Origin of the sequence: Xylophilus sp. ASV27 (assembly GCF_016428875.1) — a bacterium.
In the GTDB taxonomy this organism is placed as follows: Bacteria; Pseudomonadota; Gammaproteobacteria; order Burkholderiales; family Burkholderiaceae_C; genus Xylophilus.
Genome location: NZ_JAELTO010000015.1, coordinates 13,040 through 33,386 on the forward strand (window position 1 = coordinate 13,040; position 20,347 = coordinate 33,386).

Annotated in this window: 22 protein-coding genes and 2 tRNA genes; 10 read left to right on the forward strand and 14 right to left on the reverse strand. The window is 68.3% G+C overall.

The window, feature by feature from the left end; translation table 11 throughout:
- The first annotated feature begins 9 nt into the window (after nt 1–9).
- The 4 genes from JHD63_RS05205 (at nt 10) to JHD63_RS05220 (ending at nt 2,568) form a co-directional block, all read left to right on the forward strand.
- On the forward strand, nt 10–987 hold the full coding sequence (locus JHD63_RS05205; RefSeq protein WP_198969683.1) for a GMP reductase: 978 nt from the start codon (nt 10–12) through the stop codon (nt 985–987).
- Between the two features lie 104 nt (nt 988–1,091).
- Nucleotides 1,092–1,167, forward strand: a tRNA-Ala gene (locus JHD63_RS05210).
- Nucleotides 1,168–1,195: 28 nt separating this feature from the next.
- Nucleotides 1,196–1,271: transfer RNA gene (locus JHD63_RS05215), tRNA-Lys, on the forward strand.
- Between the two features lie 61 nt (nt 1,272–1,332).
- Nucleotides 1,333–2,568 (forward strand): multidrug effflux MFS transporter, encoded by a 1,236-nt coding sequence (locus tag JHD63_RS05220; protein ID WP_198969684.1) that lies wholly within the window; start codon nt 1,333–1,335, stop codon nt 2,566–2,568.
- A 106-nt stretch (nt 2,569–2,674) separates the two neighbouring features.
- On the opposite strand, the gene JHD63_RS05225 is transcribed toward JHD63_RS05220, so the two are convergent.
- The 3 genes from JHD63_RS05225 to orn form a co-directional block, all read right to left on the reverse strand.
- Nucleotides 2,675–4,147 (reverse strand): sensor domain-containing diguanylate cyclase, encoded by a 1,473-nt coding sequence (locus tag JHD63_RS05225; protein ID WP_198969685.1) that lies wholly within the window; start codon nt 4,145–4,147, stop codon nt 2,675–2,677.
- Nucleotides 4,148–4,267: 120 nt separating this feature from the next.
- Nucleotides 4,268–6,151, reverse strand: a complete 1,884-nt coding sequence (locus JHD63_RS05230; protein WP_198969686.1) for a DEAD/DEAH box helicase — start codon at nt 6,149–6,151, stop codon at nt 4,268–4,270.
- Nucleotides 6,152–6,421: 270 nt separating this feature from the next.
- Nucleotides 6,422–7,021: an oligoribonuclease gene (gene orn, locus JHD63_RS05235; RefSeq protein ID WP_198969687.1), complete on the reverse strand. Its 600-nt coding sequence runs from the start codon at nt 7,019–7,021 to the stop codon at nt 6,422–6,424.
- Between the two features lie 38 nt (nt 7,022–7,059).
- Between orn and JHD63_RS05240 the strand changes: the two genes are divergently transcribed.
- The 3 genes from JHD63_RS05240 to rsgA all read left to right on the forward strand — a co-directional run bounded on the left by JHD63_RS05240 (nt 7,060) and on the right by rsgA (nt 9,808).
- Entirely contained in the window at nt 7,060–8,361 is a 1,302-nt protein-coding gene (locus JHD63_RS05240) for a M48 family metallopeptidase (RefSeq protein ID WP_198969688.1), read from the forward strand.
- Entirely contained in the window at nt 8,358–8,693 is a 336-nt protein-coding gene (locus tag JHD63_RS05245) for a 4a-hydroxytetrahydrobiopterin dehydratase (protein ID WP_198969689.1), read from the forward strand. The genes JHD63_RS05240 and JHD63_RS05245 overlap by 4 nt, the downstream gene beginning before the upstream one ends.
- Before the next feature lie 179 nt (nt 8,694–8,872).
- A complete protein-coding gene (gene rsgA / locus JHD63_RS05250; protein ID WP_198969690.1) occupies nt 8,873–9,808 on the forward strand; it encodes a ribosome small subunit-dependent GTPase A in 936 nt (311 codons plus the stop codon).
- On the opposite strand, the gene hisC is transcribed toward rsgA, so the two are convergent.
- From hisC to rpsP, 7 genes are all read right to left on the reverse strand, one after another.
- Nucleotides 9,802–10,914 (reverse strand): histidinol-phosphate transaminase, encoded by a 1,113-nt coding sequence (hisC, locus tag JHD63_RS05255; RefSeq protein ID WP_198969691.1) that lies wholly within the window; start codon nt 10,912–10,914, stop codon nt 9,802–9,804. The two genes, rsgA and hisC, sit on opposite strands and share 7 nt — an antisense overlap.
- Before the next feature lie 52 nt (nt 10,915–10,966).
- On the reverse strand, nt 10,967–11,950 hold the full coding sequence (locus tag JHD63_RS05260) for a CobD/CbiB family protein (protein WP_198969692.1): 984 nt from the start codon (nt 11,948–11,950) through the stop codon (nt 10,967–10,969).
- A 113-nt stretch (nt 11,951–12,063) separates the two neighbouring features.
- The gene (locus JHD63_RS05265; protein ID WP_370590398.1) at nt 12,064–12,783 is read right to left on the reverse strand and encodes a CoA pyrophosphatase; all 720 of its coding nucleotides are present in this window, start codon (nt 12,781–12,783) and stop codon (nt 12,064–12,066) included.
- A 77-nt stretch (nt 12,784–12,860) separates the two neighbouring features.
- Nucleotides 12,861–13,253 (reverse strand): 50S ribosomal protein L19, encoded by a 393-nt coding sequence (gene rplS, locus JHD63_RS05270; protein WP_198969693.1) that lies wholly within the window; start codon nt 13,251–13,253, stop codon nt 12,861–12,863.
- A gap of 109 nt (nt 13,254–13,362) precedes the next feature.
- Nucleotides 13,363–14,067 (reverse strand): tRNA (guanosine(37)-N1)-methyltransferase TrmD, encoded by a 705-nt coding sequence (gene trmD, locus JHD63_RS05275; protein WP_198969725.1) that lies wholly within the window; start codon nt 14,065–14,067, stop codon nt 13,363–13,365.
- Nucleotides 14,068–14,081: 14 nt separating this feature from the next.
- Nucleotides 14,082–14,645: a ribosome maturation factor RimM gene (rimM, locus tag JHD63_RS05280; protein WP_198969694.1), complete on the reverse strand. Its 564-nt coding sequence runs from the start codon at nt 14,643–14,645 to the stop codon at nt 14,082–14,084.
- Nucleotides 14,646–14,688: 43 nt separating this feature from the next.
- Nucleotides 14,689–14,967: a 30S ribosomal protein S16 gene (gene rpsP / locus JHD63_RS05285; RefSeq protein WP_198969695.1), complete on the reverse strand. Its 279-nt coding sequence runs from the start codon at nt 14,965–14,967 to the stop codon at nt 14,689–14,691.
- A 127-nt stretch (nt 14,968–15,094) separates the two neighbouring features.
- Here rpsP and JHD63_RS05290 point away from each other — a divergent pair, with 127 nt between their 5' ends.
- Complete coding sequence (locus JHD63_RS05290; protein ID WP_198969696.1) at nt 15,095–15,619, forward strand: GNAT family N-acetyltransferase; 525 nt, start codon at nt 15,095–15,097, stop codon at nt 15,617–15,619.
- A gap of 31 nt (nt 15,620–15,650) precedes the next feature.
- Nucleotides 15,651–16,097, forward strand: coding sequence for a hypothetical protein (locus JHD63_RS05295; protein WP_198969697.1), 447 nt, complete (start codon nt 15,651–15,653; stop codon nt 16,095–16,097).
- A 27-nt stretch (nt 16,098–16,124) separates the two neighbouring features.
- Here JHD63_RS05295 and JHD63_RS05300 read toward each other — a convergent pair whose 3' ends face one another.
- Nucleotides 16,125–17,135 (reverse strand): inorganic phosphate transporter, encoded by a 1,011-nt coding sequence (locus JHD63_RS05300; RefSeq protein WP_198969698.1) that lies wholly within the window; start codon nt 17,133–17,135, stop codon nt 16,125–16,127.
- Between the two features lie 19 nt (nt 17,136–17,154).
- Nucleotides 17,155–17,802, reverse strand: coding sequence for a DUF47 domain-containing protein (locus JHD63_RS05305; RefSeq protein WP_198969699.1), 648 nt, complete (start codon nt 17,800–17,802; stop codon nt 17,155–17,157).
- 239 nt (nt 17,803–18,041) lie between these two features.
- Between JHD63_RS05305 and JHD63_RS05310 the strand changes: the two genes are divergently transcribed.
- Complete coding sequence (locus JHD63_RS05310; RefSeq protein WP_198969700.1) at nt 18,042–18,650, forward strand: outer membrane beta-barrel protein; 609 nt, start codon at nt 18,042–18,044, stop codon at nt 18,648–18,650.
- A gap of 21 nt (nt 18,651–18,671) precedes the next feature.
- On the opposite strand, the gene JHD63_RS05315 is transcribed toward JHD63_RS05310, so the two are convergent.
- Nucleotides 18,672–19,433 carry an ABC transporter ATP-binding protein gene (locus JHD63_RS05315; RefSeq protein WP_233167664.1) on the reverse strand — a complete coding sequence of 254 codons (762 nt, stop codon included), beginning with the start codon at nt 19,431–19,433 and terminating at the stop codon, nt 18,672–18,674.
- 138 nt (nt 19,434–19,571) lie between these two features.
- Nucleotides 19,572–20,342, reverse strand: coding sequence for an ABC transporter ATP-binding protein (locus JHD63_RS05320; protein WP_198969701.1), 771 nt, complete (start codon nt 20,340–20,342; stop codon nt 19,572–19,574).
- Between the last annotated feature and the right edge of the window lie 5 nt (nt 20,343–20,347).

Below are 20,347 nucleotides of genomic sequence, written 5' to 3' on the forward strand. Positions count from 1 at the left end.
GGAGTCTCAATGGAAATCTTCGACTACGACAACGTCCTGCTGCTGCCGCGCAAGTGCCGCGTGGAGAGCCGCTCCGAATGCGACGCCAGCGTCGAGCTCGGCGGCCGCAGCTTCCGCATCCCGGTGGTGCCGGCCAACATGAAGACGGTGGTGGACGCGTCGATCTGCCTGCGCCTGGCGCAGAACGGCTACTTCTACGTGATGCACCGCTTCGACCTGGACAACGTGCAGTTCGTGCGCGACATGCATGCGCGGAATGCCTTCGCCTCGATCTCGGTCGGCGTGAAGAAGGCCGACTACGACACGGTGGACCGCCTGGCGGCCGAGGGCCTGGTGCCCGAGTACGTCACCATCGACATCGCGCACGGCCATGCGGACACGGTGAAGAACATGATCGCCTACCTGAAGGAGAAGCTGCCCGCCTCCTTCGTGATCGCCGGCAACGTCGGCACGCCCGAGGCGATCATCGACCTGGAGAACTGGGGCGCGGATGCGACCAAGGTCGGCATCGGGCCGGGCAAGGTCTGCATCACCAAGCTCAAGACCGGCTTCGGCACCGGCGGCTGGCAGCTCTCGGCGCTCAAGTGGTGCGCGCGGGTGGCGACCAAGCCGATCATTGCCGATGGCGGCATCCGCGAGCATGGCGACATCGCCAAGAGCATCCGCTTCGGCGCCACCATGGTCATGATCGGCAGCATGCTGGCCGGCCACGAGGAGTCGCCCGGCCAGACGGTGGAGGTGGAGGGCAAGCTGTTCAAGGAGTACTACGGCAGCGCAAGCGACTTCAACAAGGGCGAGTACAAGCACGTCGAAGGCAAGCGCATCCTCGAGCCGGTCAAGGGGCGCCTGGCCGACACGCTGGTCGAGATGGAGCAGGACGTGCAGAGCTCGATCAGCTACGCCGGCGGCAAGAAGCTGATGGACATCCGCAAGGTCAACTACGTGATCCTGGGCGGCGACAACGCCGGCGAACACCTGCTGATGTAGGAGCAGAAAATTACGGGCGTGATTTGCAGGCTGGCAAGAAAATGGTGCATAATCTGAGGCTTGCTTCCTCTGCCAGTCAACTGGCAACGACAACACGCTTTGTGGGGGGGGTAGCTCAGCTGGGAGAGCGTCGCGTTCGCAATGCGAAGGTCGGGAGTTCGATCCTCCTCCTCTCCACCACACAGCACAGGTTTTGAAGTTTCGAAGTGGGCTCTTAGCTCAGTTGGTAGAGCAGCGGACTCTTAATCCGTAGGTCGAGTGTTCGAGTCACTCAGGGCCCACCACTTCAACAGGGATCTGACCACACGGTCAGGTCCCTTTTTGCTTTTCTGGGCGATGGAGCGCATGAATCCCGACGCACACAAGATCTGGCAGGCGCCGCAATGGGCGCTGGCGGCCCTGCTGGCGGTGCTCGGCATGCTCGGGCCGTTCTCGATCGACACCTACATACCCGCATTCTCCGGCATTGCCCAGGCGCTGGGCGCGTCCCCCGTGGAGATGCAGCAGACGCTGTCGGCCTACCTGTTCGGCTTTGCCTTCATGAACCTGTTCCACGGCGCGCTGGCCGACAGCTTCGGCCGGCGGCCCGTGGTGCTGGTGGGCCTCGTGATGTTCACCATCGCCTCGGCCGGCTGCGCGCTGTCGCAGACGGTCGGGCAACTGGTGCTGTTCCGCGCGCTGCAGGGCCTGTCCACGGGGGCCGGCATCGTGGTCTCGCGCGCGGTGATCCGCGACATGTTCCCGCCGGCGCAGGCGCAGAAGGTGATGAGCCAGGTCACCATCTATTTCGGCGTGGCGCCGGCCATCGCCCCGATCATCGGCGGCTGGCTGTTCGTGCACCTGGGCTGGCACAGCGTGTTCTGGTTCCTGACCGGCGTCGGCGTGCTGCTGTGGAGCGCCAACTTCAAGCTGCTGCCCGAGACGCTGCACGTCACGCAGCGCCAGCCCTTCAACGTGCGGCATCTGATGCGCGGCTACTGGCAACTGGGCTCGAGCCCGCGCTTCCTGCTGCTGGCGCTGGCCAGCGGCGTGCCCTTCAACGGCATGTTCCTTTACGTGCTGGCGGCTCCCGCCTTCCTGGGCGAGCACCTGCATCTGGCGCCCACGCAGTTCTTCTGGTTCTTCCTGCTGAGCATCTCCGGCATCATGGGCGGGGCCTGGGCCAGCGGGCGGCTGGCCGGCCGCATCGCGCCCAAGCGGCAGATCCGCCACGGCTTTGTGATCATGCTGCTGACCTCGGTCGCCAATCTGGTGGCCAACCTGCTGTTCACGGCGCATCCGGCCTGGGCGCTGTTGCCGATCGCGGTGTTCGCCTTTGGCTGGGCGCTGATGGTGCCGGTGGTGACCCTGCTGGTGCTGGATCTGTACCCGGAGCGCCGCGGCATGGCCTCGTCGCTGCAGGCCTTCATCGGCTCGCTGGCCAACGGCATCGTGGCGGGGGTGATCGCGCCGCTGGTGATGCACTCGACCGCGGCGCTGGCCGCCGCCTCGCTGCTGATGATGTCGGTCGGCCTGCTGTCCTGGATGCTGCTGCACCGCGGCTGGCCGGAGATCGGTCGGGCCACGGCTGGAGATCAGTGAATCCAAGCCAAGGATAGCTACAAAAAATATAGCTACTAGCCCAGGAAATTCCTGGGCTGGAGGCATATTTCAGTAATATTTCCCGGTTTGGCGCACAGCAAGCCTCTCAGGAGCGGCGCCGGTCCTGCTCATTGATTTCGCTATAGAACCGCTGCTTGTCCTGGTACATCGCCTGATCGGCGCGGGCGAGCATCTGCTCGATCTGGTCGCCCGAGGTGCAGGTGGCAAGTCCCATGGACAGGCTCAGCACCTGACCGCTCTGGCCTGCGTAGAACTGGTTGTTGAGCTCCAGCAGCGAGTTGATGCGCTCGCGCACCAGCGCGGCGCCGCGGGCGTCGATGCCGGGCAGCAGCACGGCGAACTCGTCGCCGCCGATGCGGGCCGGACAGGCCGACTCGTCCACGGCATTGGCCAGGACTTCGCCGACGCGGCGCAGCAGCGCGTCGCCCGCGCCATGCCCGTACTCGTCGTTGACCTGCTTCAGGCCGTTGAGGTCGATCGCCAGGACCGACAGCGGCCAGGGCCCCTTGCGCGACAGGCGGTTCAGCTCGTCAGTGTAGAAGGCACGGTTGCGCAACTGGGTCAGCACGTCGTGCTTGCCCAGGTATTCCAGGTAGGCCTCGGCCTTCTTGCGCGCGGTGATGTCCACCAGCGATACCAGCACCAGGTCCCAGGTGGCAAGCCGGTGCTCCAGCACGGTGAACTGCATGTGGATGTGGACCGTGTCGCCGCCGAGCGAATAGTTGACCACCTCGCGCTGCTGGAAGGTCCTGCCCTCCCACAGGTCGCGCAGTTGCTCGGCGAAGGAGTCGCGCATCTCGTCGCGGAACACCCGACCGATGTTGCGCAGCAGATCCTCCTTGCTTTCTGCGCCGAACATGCGCAGCGTCTCCCGGTTGACGTCGATGATGCGGATCTCCCGCATGCAGCGCGCGATGAATTCGGGATGCACCTTGAGGAAGGTCGGGAAGTCGCGGATGCCCTGTGAACGCACCTCGTCGAGCAGGATCTTGACCGCGCTGAAGTCCTCCACCCAGAGCGAGACCGGCGAATGTTCGAACAGGTCCCGCGCGTAGCGCTCGCTTTCCACCAAGCGCCGCTCGGCCTGCACCCGCGCCGTGATGTCGTCCAGCGACACCAGCACCCGGCTCCAGGACGCTTCGTGCCCCGGCAGCACGCGCGCGCGCACCTGCACGTCGAGCCGCCGGCCGTCCAGGGCGTAGTTGACGGTCTGGTTGGAGAACGACAAATCCCCGTTCCAGAGCTGGCCCCACTCCCGGGCGACGTTGGCGGCCATATCGCCACGGAACACATCGCCCAACCGCCCGAGCAGCTCCTGCTGGTCGCGCGCGGCGAACAGTTCCAGCGTGCGCTGGTTGACCCGCAGCACCCGCAATTCGGCCAGGCCGGCCTGAACCGCCTCGGGATGCAGCCTCAGGTAGTGCTGCAGGTCGCGCACACCTTCCGCACGCCATTGGTCCAGCAGCCTCTTCAGCCTGCTGTAGTCTTCCAGCCAGAGGGAAACCGGGGCGAGCTCGAAACCCTGCTCAAGGTCGGTGGATACGGAGTGCTCGGACACAGGGAACTCCTCGATGCACGGGGAAGAAGGGCTCCTATTGTCCACACTGCCCAAAAAAAACCGGCCTCGCAAGGAGGCCGGCAGTTCAAGCCGATTTCCGGCTCGCCATGTCGAGGAAACTCAGCGCACCGGCTTGCCGGCGCGGCGCGGGCCGTCGTGGGGCATGTAGGCCTTGCCGGCCGGCGCGGGACGGCCGAAGCCGCCGGGCTTGCCGCCGCCATGGCGTGCCCCTTCGCCGCGCGGCGCGAAGCCGTCGCTGCGGCCGCCACCCTCGGGCCGGCCGCCGAAGCCTTCGGCGCGCGGCACGAAGCGGCCGGCACCGGCGGCGCTGTCGCCGAAGCCGGGCTTGCGGCCATAGCCGCCGCGCTCGTCGCCACCGCCACGCTGGTTGAAGCCGCTGGCGTTCTGGTAGCCGGAGGCCGGGCCTGCGCCACGGCCAGGACCGGCGCGGTCGCCGAAGCCGCCGCCGAAGCCGCCACGGCCGGCACCGCCACCGCCGAACTTGCGGTCACGGCTCTCGCCGCCGCGGCCACGGCCGCCGAAGTCGCCACCGCCGCGCGGGGGACGCGCATCGGGCATGCGCTGCTGCGGCTCCAGGCCGGGGATCACGTCGGCCTTGAACTGCTGGCGGCTGTAGCCTTCGATGTCGAAGATCTTGCGGCGGTCGCGGAACTCGGCAAAGGTCACGGCCAGGCCGTCGCGCCCGGCACGGCCGGTGCGGCCGATGCGGTGGGTGTAGTCCTCGGCCTTCATCGGCAGGCCGAAGTTGAAGACGTGGGTGATGGTGGGCACGTCGATGCCGCGCGCGGCGACGTCTGTCGCCACCAGGATCTGCACCTGGCCCTGCCGCAGCGCCATCAGGCGGCGGTTGCGCAGGCCCTGGCTCAGGGCGCCGTGCAGTGCGACGGCGCTGAAGCCCTCTTGCTGCAGGTCGTTGGCCAGGCCGTCGCACTCCACTTGCGTGCTGGCGAAGACGATGGCCTGGTCGATGGTGGTGTCGCGCAGCCAGTGGTCGAGCATCTTGCGCTTGTGCTGGGAGTTGTCGGCCCAGAACAGCTTCTGCTGGATGTTGGCGTGCTTTTCCTGCGGGCTGTCGATCTGCAGCTTCTGCGGCTCGCGCATCACGCGCGAGGCCAGTTGCTGGATGCGCGGCGCGAAGGTGGCGCTGAACATCATGGTCTGGTGGCGCTCGATGGTGAGCTGGTTGACTTCGGCCAGGTCGTCGGAGAAGCCCAGGTCGAGCATGCGGTCGGCCTCGTCGACCACCAGGAACTTGACCTGGTCGAGTTTGATCTGCTGGGAGCGCTGCAGGTCCAGCAGGCGGCCGGGCGTGGCCACCACCAGGTTGGCGTTCTGCAGCTTGGCGATCTGCAGCTGGTAGGGCATGCCGCCGACGACGTTGGCGATGCGCAGGCCGCGGCAATGCTGCACCAGGCCGATGGCGTCGTGCGCCACCTGCTGGGCCAGCTCGCGCGTCGGGCACAGGATCAGCGCGCCGGGCGTGGCGGCCTTGAAGTGGCGCGGGTTGGTCGGGTCCTTGCGCTTGGCGCGCTTGGGGGCCGGCTCGCCCCTGGCGGAGGCTTCGGCCACGGCACGCTCGAAGGCGGCGCGTTCCTCGGCCTCCTCCTCGGCCTGCAGGCGGATCAGCGTGTGCAGCACGGGCAGCAGGAAGGCTGCGGTCTTGCCGCTGCCGGTCTGGCTGGAGACCATCAGGTCGATGTAGCGGCGGGCGCCGCCCTCTTCCTGGGCGTCCGAGCCCATGGCCAGCGGAATGGCCTTTTCCTGCACGGCGGTGGGCTGGGTGAAGCCCAGGTCCGCCACGGCGCGCACCAGTTCGGGCGCGAGGCCCAGGCGCACGAAGCCGTTGGGGGCGGCTTCGACTTCGGCGGCAGCCTCCGCGGCCAGTTCGGCCGAGACGGCGGCGAGCGCGGCGTCAGGAGCGGTTTGGGAGATGGGGAAATCGGCAGGCGCGAAAGCGTCCTGCACGGCAAGCGTGTCGGTCATGAAGTGTCTTTCACACGAAAAGCACACCGCAGGCGCTGCCTGCGGACGCTTCGTGATGGTGAGTAAAAACATCCACCATCAAACGAAGCCTGCGCGGCCACGGGGCGTGGCCTGCGCTGGGGACTCTTTTCTGCCGAAGGCGCCGAGGGTCTCGGGGCTCTGTCGGGGCGTCAGCCAGTCCAGTGCGTGAGGGGAGATGTGCAAATGCGCCAATAGGCTTCTATAAGCGCAGCCTGCGATTATGGCAGGCTCCGGGTTTCCCCGCAAGCGTCAGGCGGTAACCGCGGCGGGATCGGCCTTGAGGAAATGCGCGCGGTAGTGCGCCAGCTCGTCGATCGACTCGTGCACGTCGGCCAGCGCGGTGTGCTTCTGCGCTTTCTTGAAGCCCGCATAGACGTCCGGCCGCCAGCGCTTGGCCAGTTCCTTGAGCGTGCTCACGTCCAGGTTGCGGTAGTGGAAGAAGGCTTCCAGCCGGGGCATGTAGCGCACCAGGAAGCGCCGGTCCTGGCCGATGCTGTTGCCGCACATGGGCGTGCTGCGCTTGGGCACGTATTTCGAGAGGAAGTCGAGGATCTGCTGCTCGGCCTGCTCCTCGGTCACGCTCGAGGCCCGGGACCTGTCGATCAGGCCGCTGCGGCCGTGCGTGCCCTTGTTCCAGGCGTCCATGGCGTCCAGGCGTTCGTCGGACTGGCGGATGACCAGCACCGGGCCTTCGATGCGGGGTTCGAGGTTGGGGCCGGTGACGATGACGGCGATCTCCAGCAGGCGGTCGGTATCGGGCTCCAGGCCGGTCATTTCGCAGTCGAGCCAGACCAGGTTCTGGTCGGATTTGGCCAGCGTGGCGACAGAGGGGGTGTTCGGTTCGGACATGGCGGCCATTGTCACCGATGGCCTACACTGGCCGCCCCATGCCTGCCGCCGCCCTCGCCGCCCCGACCACCACTTTCGCCGGCCTGCCCGCGCCGCTGGCGCTGACGCTGTTTTTTGCGCTGGCGCTGGTGGCCAGCGTGCTGGCCAAGCTCTGGCTGGCCTCGCGCCAGGTGCGCCACGTGGCCGCCCACCGCGACCGCGTGCCGCCGGCCTTCGCCGGGCGCATCACGCCGCAGGCGCACCGCAAGGCAGCCGACTACACGCTGGCGCGCAGCCGTTTCGGCCTGCTGGAGCTGGCCCTGGGCACCGTGCTGCTGCTGGGCTGGACCCTGCTCGGCGGCCTGGACCTGCTCAACCACGCCCTGGTGGACTGGCTCGGCACCGGCATGCTGCAGCAGATCGCGCTGGTGGCGGCCTTCGTGGCCATCGGCAGCCTGGTGGACCTGCCCGGCGCGCTCTACCAGACCTTCGTGCTGGAGGAGCGCTTCGGCTTCAACAAGATGACTCTCGGCCTGTGGCTGGCCGACCTGGCCAAGTCGACTCTGGTGGGCGCGGTGATCGGCCTGCCGCTGCTGGCGCTGATGCTCTGGCTGATGGGCGCGGCCGGGCGCTTCTGGTGGCTCTGGGCCTGGGGCGTGTGGATGGGCTTCAATTTGCTGCTGCTGGTGGTCTACCCGAGCTTCATCGCGCCGCTGTTCAACAAGTTCCAGCCGCTGCAGGACGAGTCGCTCAAGGCCCGCGTCACCGCGCTGATGCAGCGCTGCGGCTTCTCGGCCAAGGGGCTCTACGTGATGGACGGCAGCCGCCGCAGCGCGCATGCCAATGCCTACTTCACCGGCTTTGGCGCGGCCAAGCGGGTGGTGTTCTATGACACGCTGCTGTCCAAGCTCTCGCCCGGCGAGGTCGATGCGGTGCTGGCGCACGAGCTGGGCCACTTCCGCCACCGCCACATCCCCAAGCGCATCGCCACGCTGTTCGCGCTGAGCCTGGCCGGCTTCGCGCTGCTGGGCTGGCTCTCGACCCAGGGCTGGTTCTACCTGGGCCTGGGCGTGCGGCCCAACATGAGCGGGCCCAACGACGCGCTGGCGCTGCTGCTGTTCCTGCTGGTGATGCCGGTGGCCGGCTTCTTCTTCGGGCCGCTGTCCGCGCGCCTGTCGCGCAAGCACGAGTTCGAGGCCGACGCCTTCGCCGTGGCGCAGACCAGCGGAGCCGACCTGTCGCAGGCGCTGCTCAAGCTCTACGAGGACAACGCCTCCACGCTCACGCCCGATCCGCTGTACGTGAAGTTCTATTACTCCCACCCCCCCGCGGCCGAACGCCTGGCCCGCATGACGGCATGACCCAAAACCTCAAGCAAAAAGACTGGAAAGCCCAGGAAAGACGCAGGCTTTCAGCTACAGAAATAGTAGCAAACCTGGCACAGCTCGACGGCTGGAGGCTGTCCGGCGACGGCAGCGACGTGGCCATCGAGAAGACCTACACCTTCGGCGACTACTACCAGACGCTGGCCTTCGTGAACGCGCTGGCGCTGATCGCGCACAAGCAGGACCACCACCCCGAGCTGGTGGTGGGCTACGGCCGCTGCACCGTGCGCTGGAACACGCACGACGTGCAGGGCATCTCCGACACCGACATCGCATGCGCCACCCTGGCCGACGCACTGCTGGCGTGAAGTGATACACCCCCAGTCTCCACGCACCGCGTGCCGCTTCGCCGGCCCCTTCAAGGGGGCGCATCCAGCGGCCCGGCGCAGCCGGTTCCGCGGGTGCTTTCGCTTGGCCTGCTCCGCGGCCTTCGGCGCCCGCCAGACGCATGCGCGGCGGACGGCCGTCAGCGCCATGCAAAACGGCAATGCCCGCTAAGCCCGATCTCGACCAGGGCCTGGTGGTCGGCAGCCATGGCCGGCACTGCGTGGTCGAGACGCCCGAGGGCGCGCGCTGGATCTGCCACCCGCGCGGCAAGAAGAGCCAGGCCGTGGTCGGCGACCGCGTGCTGTGGCAGCGCCCGCCGGCCGGCCAGGGCGACGAGGGCACGCTGGAGAAGGTGCTGGAGCGGCGCAACCTGTTCTACCGCCAGGACGAGATCCGCACCAAGTCCTTCGCCGCCAACCTGGACCAGATCCTGGTGCTGGTGGCGGCCGAGCCGGAATTCTCCGCCCACCAGTTGGCGCGCGCACTGGTGGCGGCCGAGGCCGAGCGCATCGTGCCGATCATCGCGCTCAACAAGAGCGACCTGGTCGAGCCCTTCGCCCAGGCCTGGGCGCGGCTGCAGCCGCACCGGCGCATGGGCTATGGCGTGCTGCCGCTGGCGCTCGAGGCCTCGGCCGAGGTGGACCGGGCCGCGCTGGGCAAGCTGCTGCAGGGCAAGACGACGCTGGTGCTCGGCCCGTCCGGCGCGGGCAAGAGCACGCTGATCAACCTCATGGTGCCCGGCGCGCTGGCCTCCACCGGCGAGATCTCGCAGGCGCTCAATTCCGGCAAGCACACCACCACCACCACCACCTGGTACTGGGTGGATGCAGAGCGCAGCACCGCGCTGATCGACTCCCCGGGCTTCCAGGAATTCGGCCTGCACCACATCCCGCCGGCGCGGCTGGCGGCCTGCATGCCCGACCTGGCGGCCCACATGCAGGACTGCCGCTTCTACAACTGCAGCCACCTGCACGAACCCGGCTGCGCGGTGCGCGCCGCCGTGCGCGAGGACGGCGGCGAAGGCGCGATCGACCCGCACCGCTACAGGATCTACGCCGACCTCTTCGCCGAACTGAGCCAGCCGCAGCGCTACTGAGCCGCCGCCGCGCCGGCCAGCAGCTCGCCCAGGGCGCGCACCAGCGCCTCGCACTGCGCGGGCGTGCCGATGCTGATGCGCAGGTACTGCGCGATGCGCGGCAGCCGGAAGTGCCGCACCAGCACGCCACGCTCGCGCAGGCCCGCGGCCAGCGCCGCGGCGTCATGCTGCGGATGGCGCGCGAACAGGAAATTGGCCTGCGACGGCAGCACCTCGAAGCCCGCGTCTTCCAACTGCAGCGCCAGGCCTTCGCGCGTGTGCATCACCGCCTGGCGCGTCTCGTCGAAATAGGCCTGGTCCTCGAGCGCGGCCACGGCGCCGGCAATGGCGAGACGGTCCAGCGGGTAGGAATTGAAGCTGTTCTTCACGCGCTCCAGCGCGTCGATCAGCGGCCGCTGGCCGCAGGCAAAGCCCACGCGCAGGCCGGCCAGCGAGCGCGACTTGGACAGCGTCTGCACCACCAGCAGGTTCGGGTAGCGGTGGACCAGCGCAATGGCGCTGTCGCCGCCGAAGTCGACATAGGCCTCATCGACCAGCACCACGCGCCGCGGGTGCAGCTGCAGCAGCCGCTCGATCGCCGCCAGCGGCAGGCCGATGCCGGTCGGGGCGTTGGGGTTGGCCAGCACCACGCCGGCGCAGGGCGTGCTGCGCGCGAAAGCCTCGACATCGACTCGCATGCGCGCGTCCAGCGGCACCGTCTCATGGCCGATGCCGTAGAGCCCGCAGTAGACCTGGTAGAAGCTGTAGGTCACGTCCGGGAACAGCAGCGGCGCACCGTGCTGGAAGAACGCGAAGAAGGCATGGGCCAGCACCTCGTCCGAGCCATTGCCGGCGAACACCTCGCCCGGGGCCACGCCATGGCGCGTGGCGATCGCGTGGCGCAGCGCGCCGGCGTCCGGGTCGGGGTAGAGCTGCAGGCCATGCGCGGCGGCAGACTGGATCGCCTGCACCGCGCGCGGCGACGGCGGGTAGGGGTTCTCGTTGGTGTTGAGCTTGACCAGGCGCGCCACCCTGGGCTGCTCGCCCGGCACGTAGGGAACCAGGGTGGCGACCACGGGGCTCCACAGGGGCGATGCGGAGGAGGACAGGTTTGCTCCTGAATTCATAGCATAATTCCCAGGTAGATCCTGGGCTACAGGCACTTTTCTTCTGAAAACATCAGCCCAGCAGGCGCGCGAGGGTGAGCAAGGCCAGCAAGCCCATCCACACCACCACCGAGCGCCAGACCAGGCCGACCACCTGCGCCAGGTGCGCCACCTCGGGCTCGCGGCCGGGCGTGCTGCCGGAGTCCGGCGGCTCGACCTCGCCCTCGACCAGCAGCGTGGTCTGCGGATGCGCGGCGCGCAGCGCGCTGCCGCCCAGGCGCACGTTGATCGCGCCCGAGGTCGCCGCCAGCACCACGCCGTCGTTGTCGTTCGGGAAGCGCTGCGCGTGGTAGCGCCAGCCGTCGATCGCCTCCTCGAAACTGCCGACCACGGCAAAGCTCAGCGCGGTCATGCGCGCGGGCAGCCAGTCGATCACGGTCCAGGCCTTTGCGGCGGCGCGCTCCAGCGAGGGGCTGGCCGGCTGCGCCTGCAGGCGGCTGGCGTGCTTCCAGTAGCGCGAGGCGAATTCCGCGAGCCGGTAGAACACCGCGCCGGCCGGCCCCAGGCCGAAGGCGGCCAGCACCGAGAACCAGGCCAGCGTGCCGAACACGTGGCGGTGCGCGGCCAGCACCGAGTACTCGATCACGTGGCGCACGATCTCGCTGCGCGGCAGCTCGCTCGCGTCCACCTGCTGCCATTGCGCCAGCAGTTCGCGCGCGCGCATCTCGTCGCCCTCCAGCAGCGCGATGCGGATGCTGGTGAAGTGGTGGCTGAACTGGCGGAATCCCAGCGTCAGGTACAGCACCGCCGTGCTCCACACCACGGCGAACGGCCAGCCCAGGCCCCACAGCAGTAGCCAGTGCACGCCCAGCGTCAGCAGCGAAGGCAGCAGCACCGCCAGCCCCCAGGCAACCCAGCCGTGGTGCGACTTGCCCGCATCGAAATTGCGGCTCACCGACAGCGCCCAGGCACGCAGACCGGCGCGGATCGGGTTGCTGCGGGCCAGCGGACGCGCCTGCTCGAGCAGCAAGGCGAACAGGATGGCGAAAAAACTCATGGCCCGCATGATATGCGAGCCCCGCGAGGGCCTCCGCACCGGCACGACGGCGGCACCCTTCGCGCCGCAGAAGGGGGTAGGCGAAGCGCGCAGCCTGGGGGGATGCTCCTTCGCTACGCCGACAGGAACCGGTAGAAGTTGCGCAGCATGCCCGCCGTCGCGCCCCAGATGAAATGCTCCTTGCCGGTCGCCGGATCGGTCCAGGGCATGGAGAACCACTCGCGCGCGCCGCCCGGCAGTTGCAGCACGTGGCGCCGGTGGTGTGCCGGATTCATGAGGAAGGCCAGCGGCACCTCGAACAGGTCGGCCACCTCGAAGGGGTTGGGCTGCAGCCGGCAGCCGGGCGCCACCAGGCCCACCACCGGCGTGACGATGAAGGAGGTCACCGTCGCATACGTCGGCAGGCGGCCCAGCACCTGCACGTGGCGGCCGTCCAGCCCCACCTCCTCCTGCGCCTCGCGCAGCGCGGTGGCGGCCGCGTCGGCGTCGCCTGGGTCGGCCCGCCCGCCGGGAAAGGCGACCTGGCCGGAGTGGGTGGACAGGTGCGCTGTGCGCTCGGTCAGCAGCACCGTCGGCTCCTCGCGCTGCACGATGCCCAGCAGCACGGCGGCGTCGGACGGTGCGCGGCCCCCGAAGGCCGGCTCGCGCCGCACGTCCGGCTCCCACGCCGGCGGCGCATGGAAGCGCGCGCGCAGCGCCGCCGGGCTGCAGCGCTCGGCCGGCACGGCGGGCAAATGCCCGTCCACGCCGGCCACCGGCACCTGGCGCGGATCGAAGCCCGGCAGGCTGGACAGGGACGCGAGCGGAGTCGCAGGAGTGGCGGGCGATGTCACGGCGAGGGCTTGAAACGAAAAAGCCGCTGGCGCGCGGGCGGCAGCGGCTGGTTCGGAAGCGAAGCGCTTCGCGTCTGTCAGGCGGCGGTCGCAGCGGCCTGCTTGTTGACGCGCGCGGGCAGCTTCTCCTTGATGCGGGCCGACTTGCCGCTGCGATCGCGCAGGTAGTACAGCTTGGCGCGGCGCACGTCGCCGCGGCGCTTGACTTCGATGCTGGCGATCAGCGGGCTGTAGGTCTGGAAGGTACGTTCCACGCCTTCGCCGCTGGAGATCTTGCGCACGGTGAAGCCGCTGTTGAGGCCACGGTTGCGCTTGGCGATGACCACGCCTTCGAAGGCCTGGGCGCGCTTGCGGGTGCCTTCGACCACGTTGACGCTGACGATGACCGTATCGCCCGGGGCGAACTGGGGAATCTTCTTGCCCAGGCGGTCGATCTCTTCCTGCTCGAGGATCTGGATGAGGTTGCTCATGATTTCCTGTATGTCGATCTTGCCTGCGCTGCGCTAAAGGCGGCGTGGGTCTGTGCCCGGGGCACGAGGCCCGCTTGCCGCGGCCAGGTAGAGGATCGGAAACCGCGCATTATAGCCTTTTCCCGCGCAGCAGATCGGGGCGGTGCTGCGCCGTGAGGGCGGCGCGCTGTTCGGCGCGCCAGCGCTCGATCCTGGCGTGGTCGCCCGACAGCAGCACGGCGGGCACCTCGCGCCCATGCCAGGACTCCGGCCGGGTGTAATGCGGGCAGTCCAGCAGGCCGTCGAGCGCGGGGTTGAAGCTGTCGAACTGGTGGCTGCCGGCGTCGTTGAGCACGCCGGGCTGCAGCCGGGCCACGGCGTCGAGCAGGGCCATGGCGGGAATCTCGCCGCCGGAGAGGACGAAGTCGCCCAGGCTCAGCTGCGCGTCGACGAAGGCGTCGATGAAGCGCTGGTCGATGCCTTCGTAGCGCCCGCAGACCAGCACCGCGCCGGCACTGGCGGACCAGCGCTCGACCACCGCATGGTCGATGCGCGGACCGATGGGGGAAAACAGCAGCACGGGTGCCGGCACCGCCTCGGCGCGGTCGGCGCGGATCGCCTCCAGGCAGCGCGCCAGCGGCTCGGCCAGCATCACCATGCCCGGACCGCCGCCGAAGGGACGATCGTCCACGCGGCGGTAGTTGCCATGTGCATGCTCGCGCGGATTCCACAGCCGCACCGAGACCTGGCCGCTCTCGTAGGCGCGGCGCGTCACGCCGCTGGCCATGAAAGGCGCGAACAGTTCGGGGAACAGGGTGATGACGTCGAAGCGCACGGCGCCGCCCGCCATCAGTAGTCGGGTTGCCAGTCGACCGTGATGCGGCGGCCCGGCAGATCCACGCCGTCCACGTAGGCAGAGACGAAGGGAATCATGCGCTCCTGCGGCCTGCCCTCGGCCTCGCAGGCCAGCACCAGCACGGTCTGCGGACCGGTGGACAGGAGCTCGCGCACCTGGCCCAGCGCCACGCCCTCGCGGTTGACCACGTCCAGGCCGATCAGGTCGACCCAGTAGTACTCGTCAGGGGCGGAACTCGGGAAGCTCGAGCGCGGAATGAATACGCGCGCGCCCTTGAGGGCTTCGGCGGCATTGCGGTCGGGGATGTCATGCGCCGTCGCCACGACGGAATCGGAATGCTCCCTGGCTTCCTTGATCGCGAGCTTGAGCGTGCCGGCGAAGGTCTTGGCGCCGCGCTCGGCCGGCTGGAGGAACCAGCGCTTGGAAGAAAAAAGCGCCTCGGGATCGGCGCTGTAGGGCAGGACGCGAAACCAGCCCTTGATGCCCCATGCATCGGCGATGCGGCCGACCTCGACCGCATCGGCCGGCAGCTCGACGGACTCGAGGCTGGTCAGCATGGAGCGGGCTTCGCCCGCACCGGACGGCGCAGGCGCAGCCACCTCAGGCAGCGGCAGCCGTTTCGGCAGCCGCCGGCACCGCCTTGGCGGCCTGGCGGATCAGGCGCTCGACCGTGGGGGATGCCTGTGCGCCGACGCCGGTCCAGTAGGACAGGCGGTCCTGGGCAATGCGCAGACCTTCTTCCCCGCCGCGGGCGGTGGGGTTGTAGAAGCCCAGGCGCTCGATGAAGCGGCCGTCGCGGCGGGTGCGCTTGTCGGCAACCACGATGTTGAAGAACGGACGGCCCTTGGAGCCGCCGCGAGAGAGTCGAATGACGACCATGATTTATCCTTCGGGTGGGGAACGGGGCAAAAAGCGCCCCATTCCGGTTCTTGCGGCGTTGAGACACGCGACATGGCCACCCGGCCAGCGACACGCAGCAAAGCCGCCGATTATATCTTTTCCGTCCATGATGCCCATACGTCCAGCATGCGATGCCGACCTGCCGGCCATTGCCGCGATCTACGCCCACTACGTACTGCACAGCACCTGTACCTTCGAGACCGAGCCCCCCAGCGCCGAGGACATGGCCGCGCGCCGCGCCGAAGTGCTGGCCCGCGGCCTGCCGTGGCTGGTGGCCGAGGACGGCGCATGCAAGGTGATCGGATACGCCTACTGCAACTGGTTCAAGCCGCGCCCGGCCTACCGTTTCTCGGCGGAGAACTCGATCTACCTGGCCCACGATGCCACCGGCGGCAGCCACGGCCGGCGCCTGCTGGATGCCCTGTGCACCGCCGCCGAGGTGGCGGGCGTGCGCCAGATGATCGCGGTGATCGGCGGCGCCGACAATGCCGCCTCCATCGGCCTGCACAAGGCTGCGGGCTTCACGCAGACCGGTGTGTTTCAATCCTGCGGCTGGAAGTTCGACCGCTGGCTCGACGTGGTGTTGATGCAACGCCCGCTCGGCGCTGGCAATAGCAGCAGCCCCGTCTGACGTCCCTCCCCTCCTCTCCTGGGCCCACTCCATGAAAAGCAAGACCCTGGCAGCCTGGCTGACCTTTCTCGGCGGCCCGCTCGGGCTGCACCGGTTCTACCTGCGTGGCTTCGGCGACCTGCTGGGCTGGCTGCTGCCGATCCCCACCGCGCTGGGGCTCTACGGCATCGAGCGCGTCAAGCAGCACGGCATCGACGACCAGTGGAGCTGGGTGCTGATCCCGCTGTTCGGCTTCACGATTGCCGGCTGCGCGCTGACGGCGATCGTCTACGGGCTCATGACGCCGGAAAAATGGAACGCCCGATTCAACCCGCAGGCCGCGCCGGACGCCCCGCCCGGACGCACGCGCTGGGCCACGATTTTCGCCATCGGCGGCGCGCTGATGATCGGCACGGCGGTGCTCATGGCCACCCTCGCCTACAGCTTCGAGCACTTCTTCCAGTACCAGATCGAGGAGGCCCGCAAGATTTCGCAGTAGCCGCGGTCTCCGGCCGCCAGGCCGGATCTAGAACAGGCGCAGGCTGACCCAGTAGCCGATGGCGGCGACGAAGGCCGCCGCCGGAATGGTCAGGATCCAGGCCCAGACGATGTTGCCGGCCACGCCCCAGCGCACCGCGCTGGCGCGCTGGGTGGAGCCGACGCCGACGATGGCGCCGGTGATGGTGTGGGTGGTGGAGACCGGCACGCCCAGGAAGGTGGCCATGAACAGCGTCAGGGCGCCGCCCGTCTCGGCGCAGAAGCCGCCGACGGGCTTGAGCTTGGTGATCTTCTGCCCCATGGTCTTGACGATGCGCCAGCCGCCGAACATGGTGCCGAATGCGATCGCGGTATAGCAACTCACGATGGACCAGGTCGGCGGCGCCGGGTCCGTGGCCGCGCCGTATCCGGTGGCGATGAGCAGCATCCAGATGATGCCGATGGTCTTCTGCGCATCGTTGCCGCCGTGGCCGAGGCTGTAGGCGCCGGCCGAGACCAGCTGCAGCCGCCGGAACCAGCGGTCCACGCGCGAGGGCGTGGCCTTGCGGCAGATCCAGGCCACCAGCACCATCATCAGCGAGCCCAGCAGGAAGCCCAGCAGCGGCGACACGAAGATGAACAGCACGGTGCGCCAGATGCCCGAAGCCACCAGCGCGCCGGTGCCGGCCTTGGCGATCACGGCGCCGACGATGCCGCCCACCAGCGCATGCGAGGAACTGCTGGGAATGCCGTAGTACCAGGTGATCAGGTTCCAGGTGATGGCGCCGGACAGCGCGCCGAACACCACGTTGACGTCCACCACGTCGGGATGCGCGATGCCCTTGCCCACCGTGGCCGCCACGCCCAGGTGAAACACGAACACGGCCGCCAGGTTGAAGAACGCCGCGAAGACCACCGCCTGCCCAGGCTTGAGCACGCCGGTGGAGACGACGGTGGCGATGGAATTCGCCGCGTCGTGGAAACCGTTCATGAAATCGAAAACCAGCGCCATCGCCACCAAGAGCACGATGACCCAGAACGCCGCCTGCACCGTTGCCATCCCGGTCAGCCCCGTAAGCTCAGGAGTTCTCGAGGACGATGCCCTCGATCAGGTTGGCGACGTCCTCGCACTTGTCGGTGATGGTTTCCAGCAGCTCGTAGATCGCCTTGAGCTTGATCACCTCGCGCACGTCCGGCTCCTCGCGGAACAGCTTGCTCATGGCCGAGCGCATGACGCGGTCGGCGTCGGACTCCAGCCGGTCGATCTCCTCGCAGGTCTTGAGCGCGGCCTCTGCCGTCCTGGGGTCGCTGATTTTTGCCAGCAGGCCCACGGCGTCCTTCACACGCTCGCAGCACTTGACGCTGAGCTCGGTCAGGCGCGAGATCTCCTCGGTCATGTGGCGCACGTCGTACAGCGCCATGGTCTCGGCCGAGTCCTGGATCAGGTCGGCCACGTCGTCCATGGTGTTGATCAGCGAGTGGATCTGCTCGCGGTCGATCGGCGTGATGAAGGTCTTGTGGATGGCGCGGTTGACTTCGTGCGTCACCCGATCGGCCGCGCGTTCGGCGTTGTCGACTTCCTGGTTGTATTTCTGGCGCAGATGGACGTCGTTGTAGTGGGCCACCAGCAGGGAAAAAGCGTGCGCGGCCTCGACGATGCGCTCGGCATGCTGGTTGAACATCTCGAAAAAATTGCCCTCGCGGGGCAGCAGCTTGCCAAACAGCATGGCATCTCCAGATGGGTCTCGACGGGGCCGGCAGCGGCCCGGCGCGAAAGGCGCGAGTGTACTTCGGGCGCGCCGGGCGTTTCACGTCGCGTACACAGACGCATCCAGATTTATACGTACGCAGCGAAACGCAACGCAGCCCGCGTCCTACAGCGCGGCCAGGGACGAAGCCCTAGATTGGTACGCAGCAGCACCCCGGAAAGATGCTGCATCCGTTCACAAGATCCAGAGGACTTTTCATGCGCTCCACTCGCCTACTTTCCCGCAGCCTGCTGGCCAGCGCCGCGGCGCTCGCCGCCCTCGGCGCCCAGGCCCAGACCTACGGCAGCTCCGCGGCCACGGGCAACTCCTTCATCCCCGGCACGAGCAACGGCTACATCGGCCTGAACCTGGGCCGCTCGAAGTACGACATCGACGGCGGTACCGGCGGCTACGGCTTCGACAACAAGGGAACCGCAGGCAGCATCTACACCGGTGCCATGGTCAATCCCAACTTCGGCCTGGAGTTCGGCTATCTGAATACCGGCAGCGTCGATCGCGCGGGCGGCAGTACCCGGGCCCAGGGCCTGAACCTGAGCCTGGTGGGCAAGGCGCCGCTGGGCGATCGCTTCGGCATCTACGGCAAGCTCGGTACCACGTATGGCTGGACGCGCACCTCGGCGGCATTGGACAGCGGGATCAATGGCGGCAAGGACCATGGCTTCGGCCTGTCTTACGGCGTTGGCGCGAGCTACCAGTTCACCCCGCAATGGGCCGGTATCGTCGAATGGAACAGTAATGACTTCCACTTCGCCAGCGGCCGCGACTCGGTGCGCGCCGTGATGGTGGGTGTGCAGTACCGCTATTGAGCCAAGCCGGCGGCACGGCGGCTACTCGCCGAGGTAGGCCGCCCGCACCCTGGGGTCGTGCAGCATCTCCCGGCCGCCGCCGCTCATGGTGATGATGCCCGACTCCATGACGTAGCCGCGGTCGGCGATCTGCAGCGCGCGGCTGGCGTTCTGCTCCACCAGCAGCACGGTCATGCCCTGGCGCGAGACGTCGGCAATCACCTCGAAGATCTTGTCGACCATGAGCGGCGACAGGCCCATGGAAGGCTCGTCCAGCAGCAGCACCCGGGGACGGCACATCAGCGCGCGGCCCATGGCCAGCATCTGCTGCTCGCCGCCGCTCATGGTGCCGGCAAGCTGGTCGCGCCGCTCTTTCAGGCGTGGAAAGGTCGTGAAGACACGCTCGATGTCGGCCGCGATGCCGGCCTTGTCGTTGCGGATGTAGGCGCCCATCTGCAGGTTCTCGACGATGGTCATGCGGGCGAACACGCCGCGTCCCTCGGGCACCATGGCCAGGCCTTGGTGCACCAGGTCCCACGCGCCCTTGCCGCGGATGCTGGCGCCCAGGTAGTCGATCTCGCCACCGGCCAGCGGCAGGGTCCCCGTGATGGCCTTCATGGTGGTGGTCTTGCCCGCGCCGTTGGAGCCGATGAGCGAGACCAGTTCGCCCTCGCGCACCTCGAAGTCCACGCCCTTGACCGCCTGGATGCCGCCGTAGGACACCCTGAGGTCTCGGACCTGCAGCAGTACTTTGCGCGCCCCCATCGCGGCGTCATGGGGGATGGTGGAATCAGTTGTCGTCATCGCGGTGTTCCATGGCGCAGCGCCACGGAGCGGGCCCTGTGAGCACTTCCACGGAGCCGGCCGCGCCGGTCCGCAGGACGTGGGCCCGCGCAGGGGCTTGGCGAAGGCGCGAGGCGCGCGGCCTGGGGGTGTGTCATGTCAATGTGCTCCGGTGCCGAGGTAGGCCTCGATCACCTTTTCGTTTCTCTGTACCTCGGCGGGCGTGCCTTCGGCGATCTGCTTGCCGTAGTCGAGCACGGTCACCCGGTCGCACAGGCCCATGACCAGCTTCACGTCGTGCTCGATCAGCAGGATGGTGCGGTCGTCACGGCGGATGCGGTCGATCAGCTCGCGCAACTGCACCTTCTCGGTGGCATTCATGCCGGCGGCCGGCTCGTCCAGGGCGATCAACTGCGGGTCGGTGGCCAGCGCACGCGCGATCTCCAGCCGGCGCTGGTCGCCGTAGGCCAGGGTGCGCGCCTTGTAGTCGGCGTAGCGGCCTATGCCCACGTAGTCGAGCAGTTCCCGCGCACGCTGGCGGATCGCCGCTTCCTCCGCCTTGAATGCGCGCGTGCGGAATATGGCGCCCAGCAGACCCGAGCCGGTGCGGGTATGGCGCCCGACCATCACGTTCTCCAGCGCCGTCATGTCGGCGAACAGCCGGATGTTCTGGAAGGTGCGCGCAATGCCGGCGCGCGCTACCTCATGCACCGCCGTGGGGCTGTAGGGCTTGCCGTTGAGCCGGAAGCTGCCGCTGTCGGGCGTGTACAGGCCGGTGATGACGTTGAAGAAGGTCGTCTTGCCGGCGCCGTTGGGCCCGATCAGCCCATAGACCTGGCCACGCTGGATGCGCATGCCCACGTCCGACAAGGCCTGCAGGCCGCCGAAGCGCTTGGAGATGCCCCGGACCTCGAGAATGGTGTCGGTCATGCGTT

Coding starts and splice junctions, on each gene's coding strand:
- rsgA (WP_198969690.1), top strand. CDS start 8,873: ATGCCCGCTAAGCCCGATCTCGACCAGGGCCTGGTGGTCGGCAGCCAT.
- rpsP (WP_198969695.1), bottom strand. CDS start 14,967: ATGGTCGTCATTCGACTCTCTCGCGGCGGCTCCAAGGGCCGTCCGTTC.
- JHD63_RS05230 (WP_198969686.1), bottom strand. CDS start 6,151: ATGACCGACACGCTTGCCGTGCAGGACGCTTTCGCGCCTGCCGATTTC.
- hisC (WP_198969691.1), bottom strand. CDS start 10,914: ATGAATTCAGGAGCAAACCTGTCCTCCTCCGCATCGCCCCTGTGGAGC.
- JHD63_RS05295 (WP_198969697.1), top strand. CDS start 15,651: ATGAAAAGCAAGACCCTGGCAGCCTGGCTGACCTTTCTCGGCGGCCCG.
- JHD63_RS05315 (WP_233167664.1), bottom strand. CDS start 19,433: ATGACGACAACTGATTCCACCATCCCCCATGACGCCGCGATGGGGGCG.
- JHD63_RS05240 (WP_198969688.1), top strand. CDS start 7,060: ATGCCTGCCGCCGCCCTCGCCGCCCCGACCACCACTTTCGCCGGCCTG.
- JHD63_RS05310 (WP_198969700.1), top strand. CDS start 18,042: ATGCGCTCCACTCGCCTACTTTCCCGCAGCCTGCTGGCCAGCGCCGCG.
- JHD63_RS05220 (WP_198969684.1), top strand. CDS start 1,333: ATGAATCCCGACGCACACAAGATCTGGCAGGCGCCGCAATGGGCGCTG.
- JHD63_RS05260 (WP_198969692.1), bottom strand. CDS start 11,950: ATGAGTTTTTTCGCCATCCTGTTCGCCTTGCTGCTCGAGCAGGCGCGT.
- JHD63_RS05290 (WP_198969696.1), top strand. CDS start 15,095: ATGATGCCCATACGTCCAGCATGCGATGCCGACCTGCCGGCCATTGCC.
- JHD63_RS05245 (WP_198969689.1), top strand. CDS start 8,358: ATGACCCAAAACCTCAAGCAAAAAGACTGGAAAGCCCAGGAAAGACGC.
- orn (WP_198969687.1), bottom strand. CDS start 7,021: ATGTCCGAACCGAACACCCCCTCTGTCGCCACGCTGGCCAAATCCGAC.
- JHD63_RS05320 (WP_198969701.1), bottom strand. CDS start 20,342: ATGACCGACACCATTCTCGAGGTCCGGGGCATCTCCAAGCGCTTCGGC.
- JHD63_RS05300 (WP_198969698.1), bottom strand. CDS start 17,135: ATGGCAACGGTGCAGGCGGCGTTCTGGGTCATCGTGCTCTTGGTGGCG.
- rplS (WP_198969693.1), bottom strand. CDS start 13,253: ATGAGCAACCTCATCCAGATCCTCGAGCAGGAAGAGATCGACCGCCTG.
- JHD63_RS05205 (WP_198969683.1), top strand. CDS start 10: ATGGAAATCTTCGACTACGACAACGTCCTGCTGCTGCCGCGCAAGTGC.
- JHD63_RS05305 (WP_198969699.1), bottom strand. CDS start 17,802: ATGCTGTTTGGCAAGCTGCTGCCCCGCGAGGGCAATTTTTTCGAGATG.
- rimM (WP_198969694.1), bottom strand. CDS start 14,645: ATGCTGACCAGCCTCGAGTCCGTCGAGCTGCCGGCCGATGCGGTCGAG.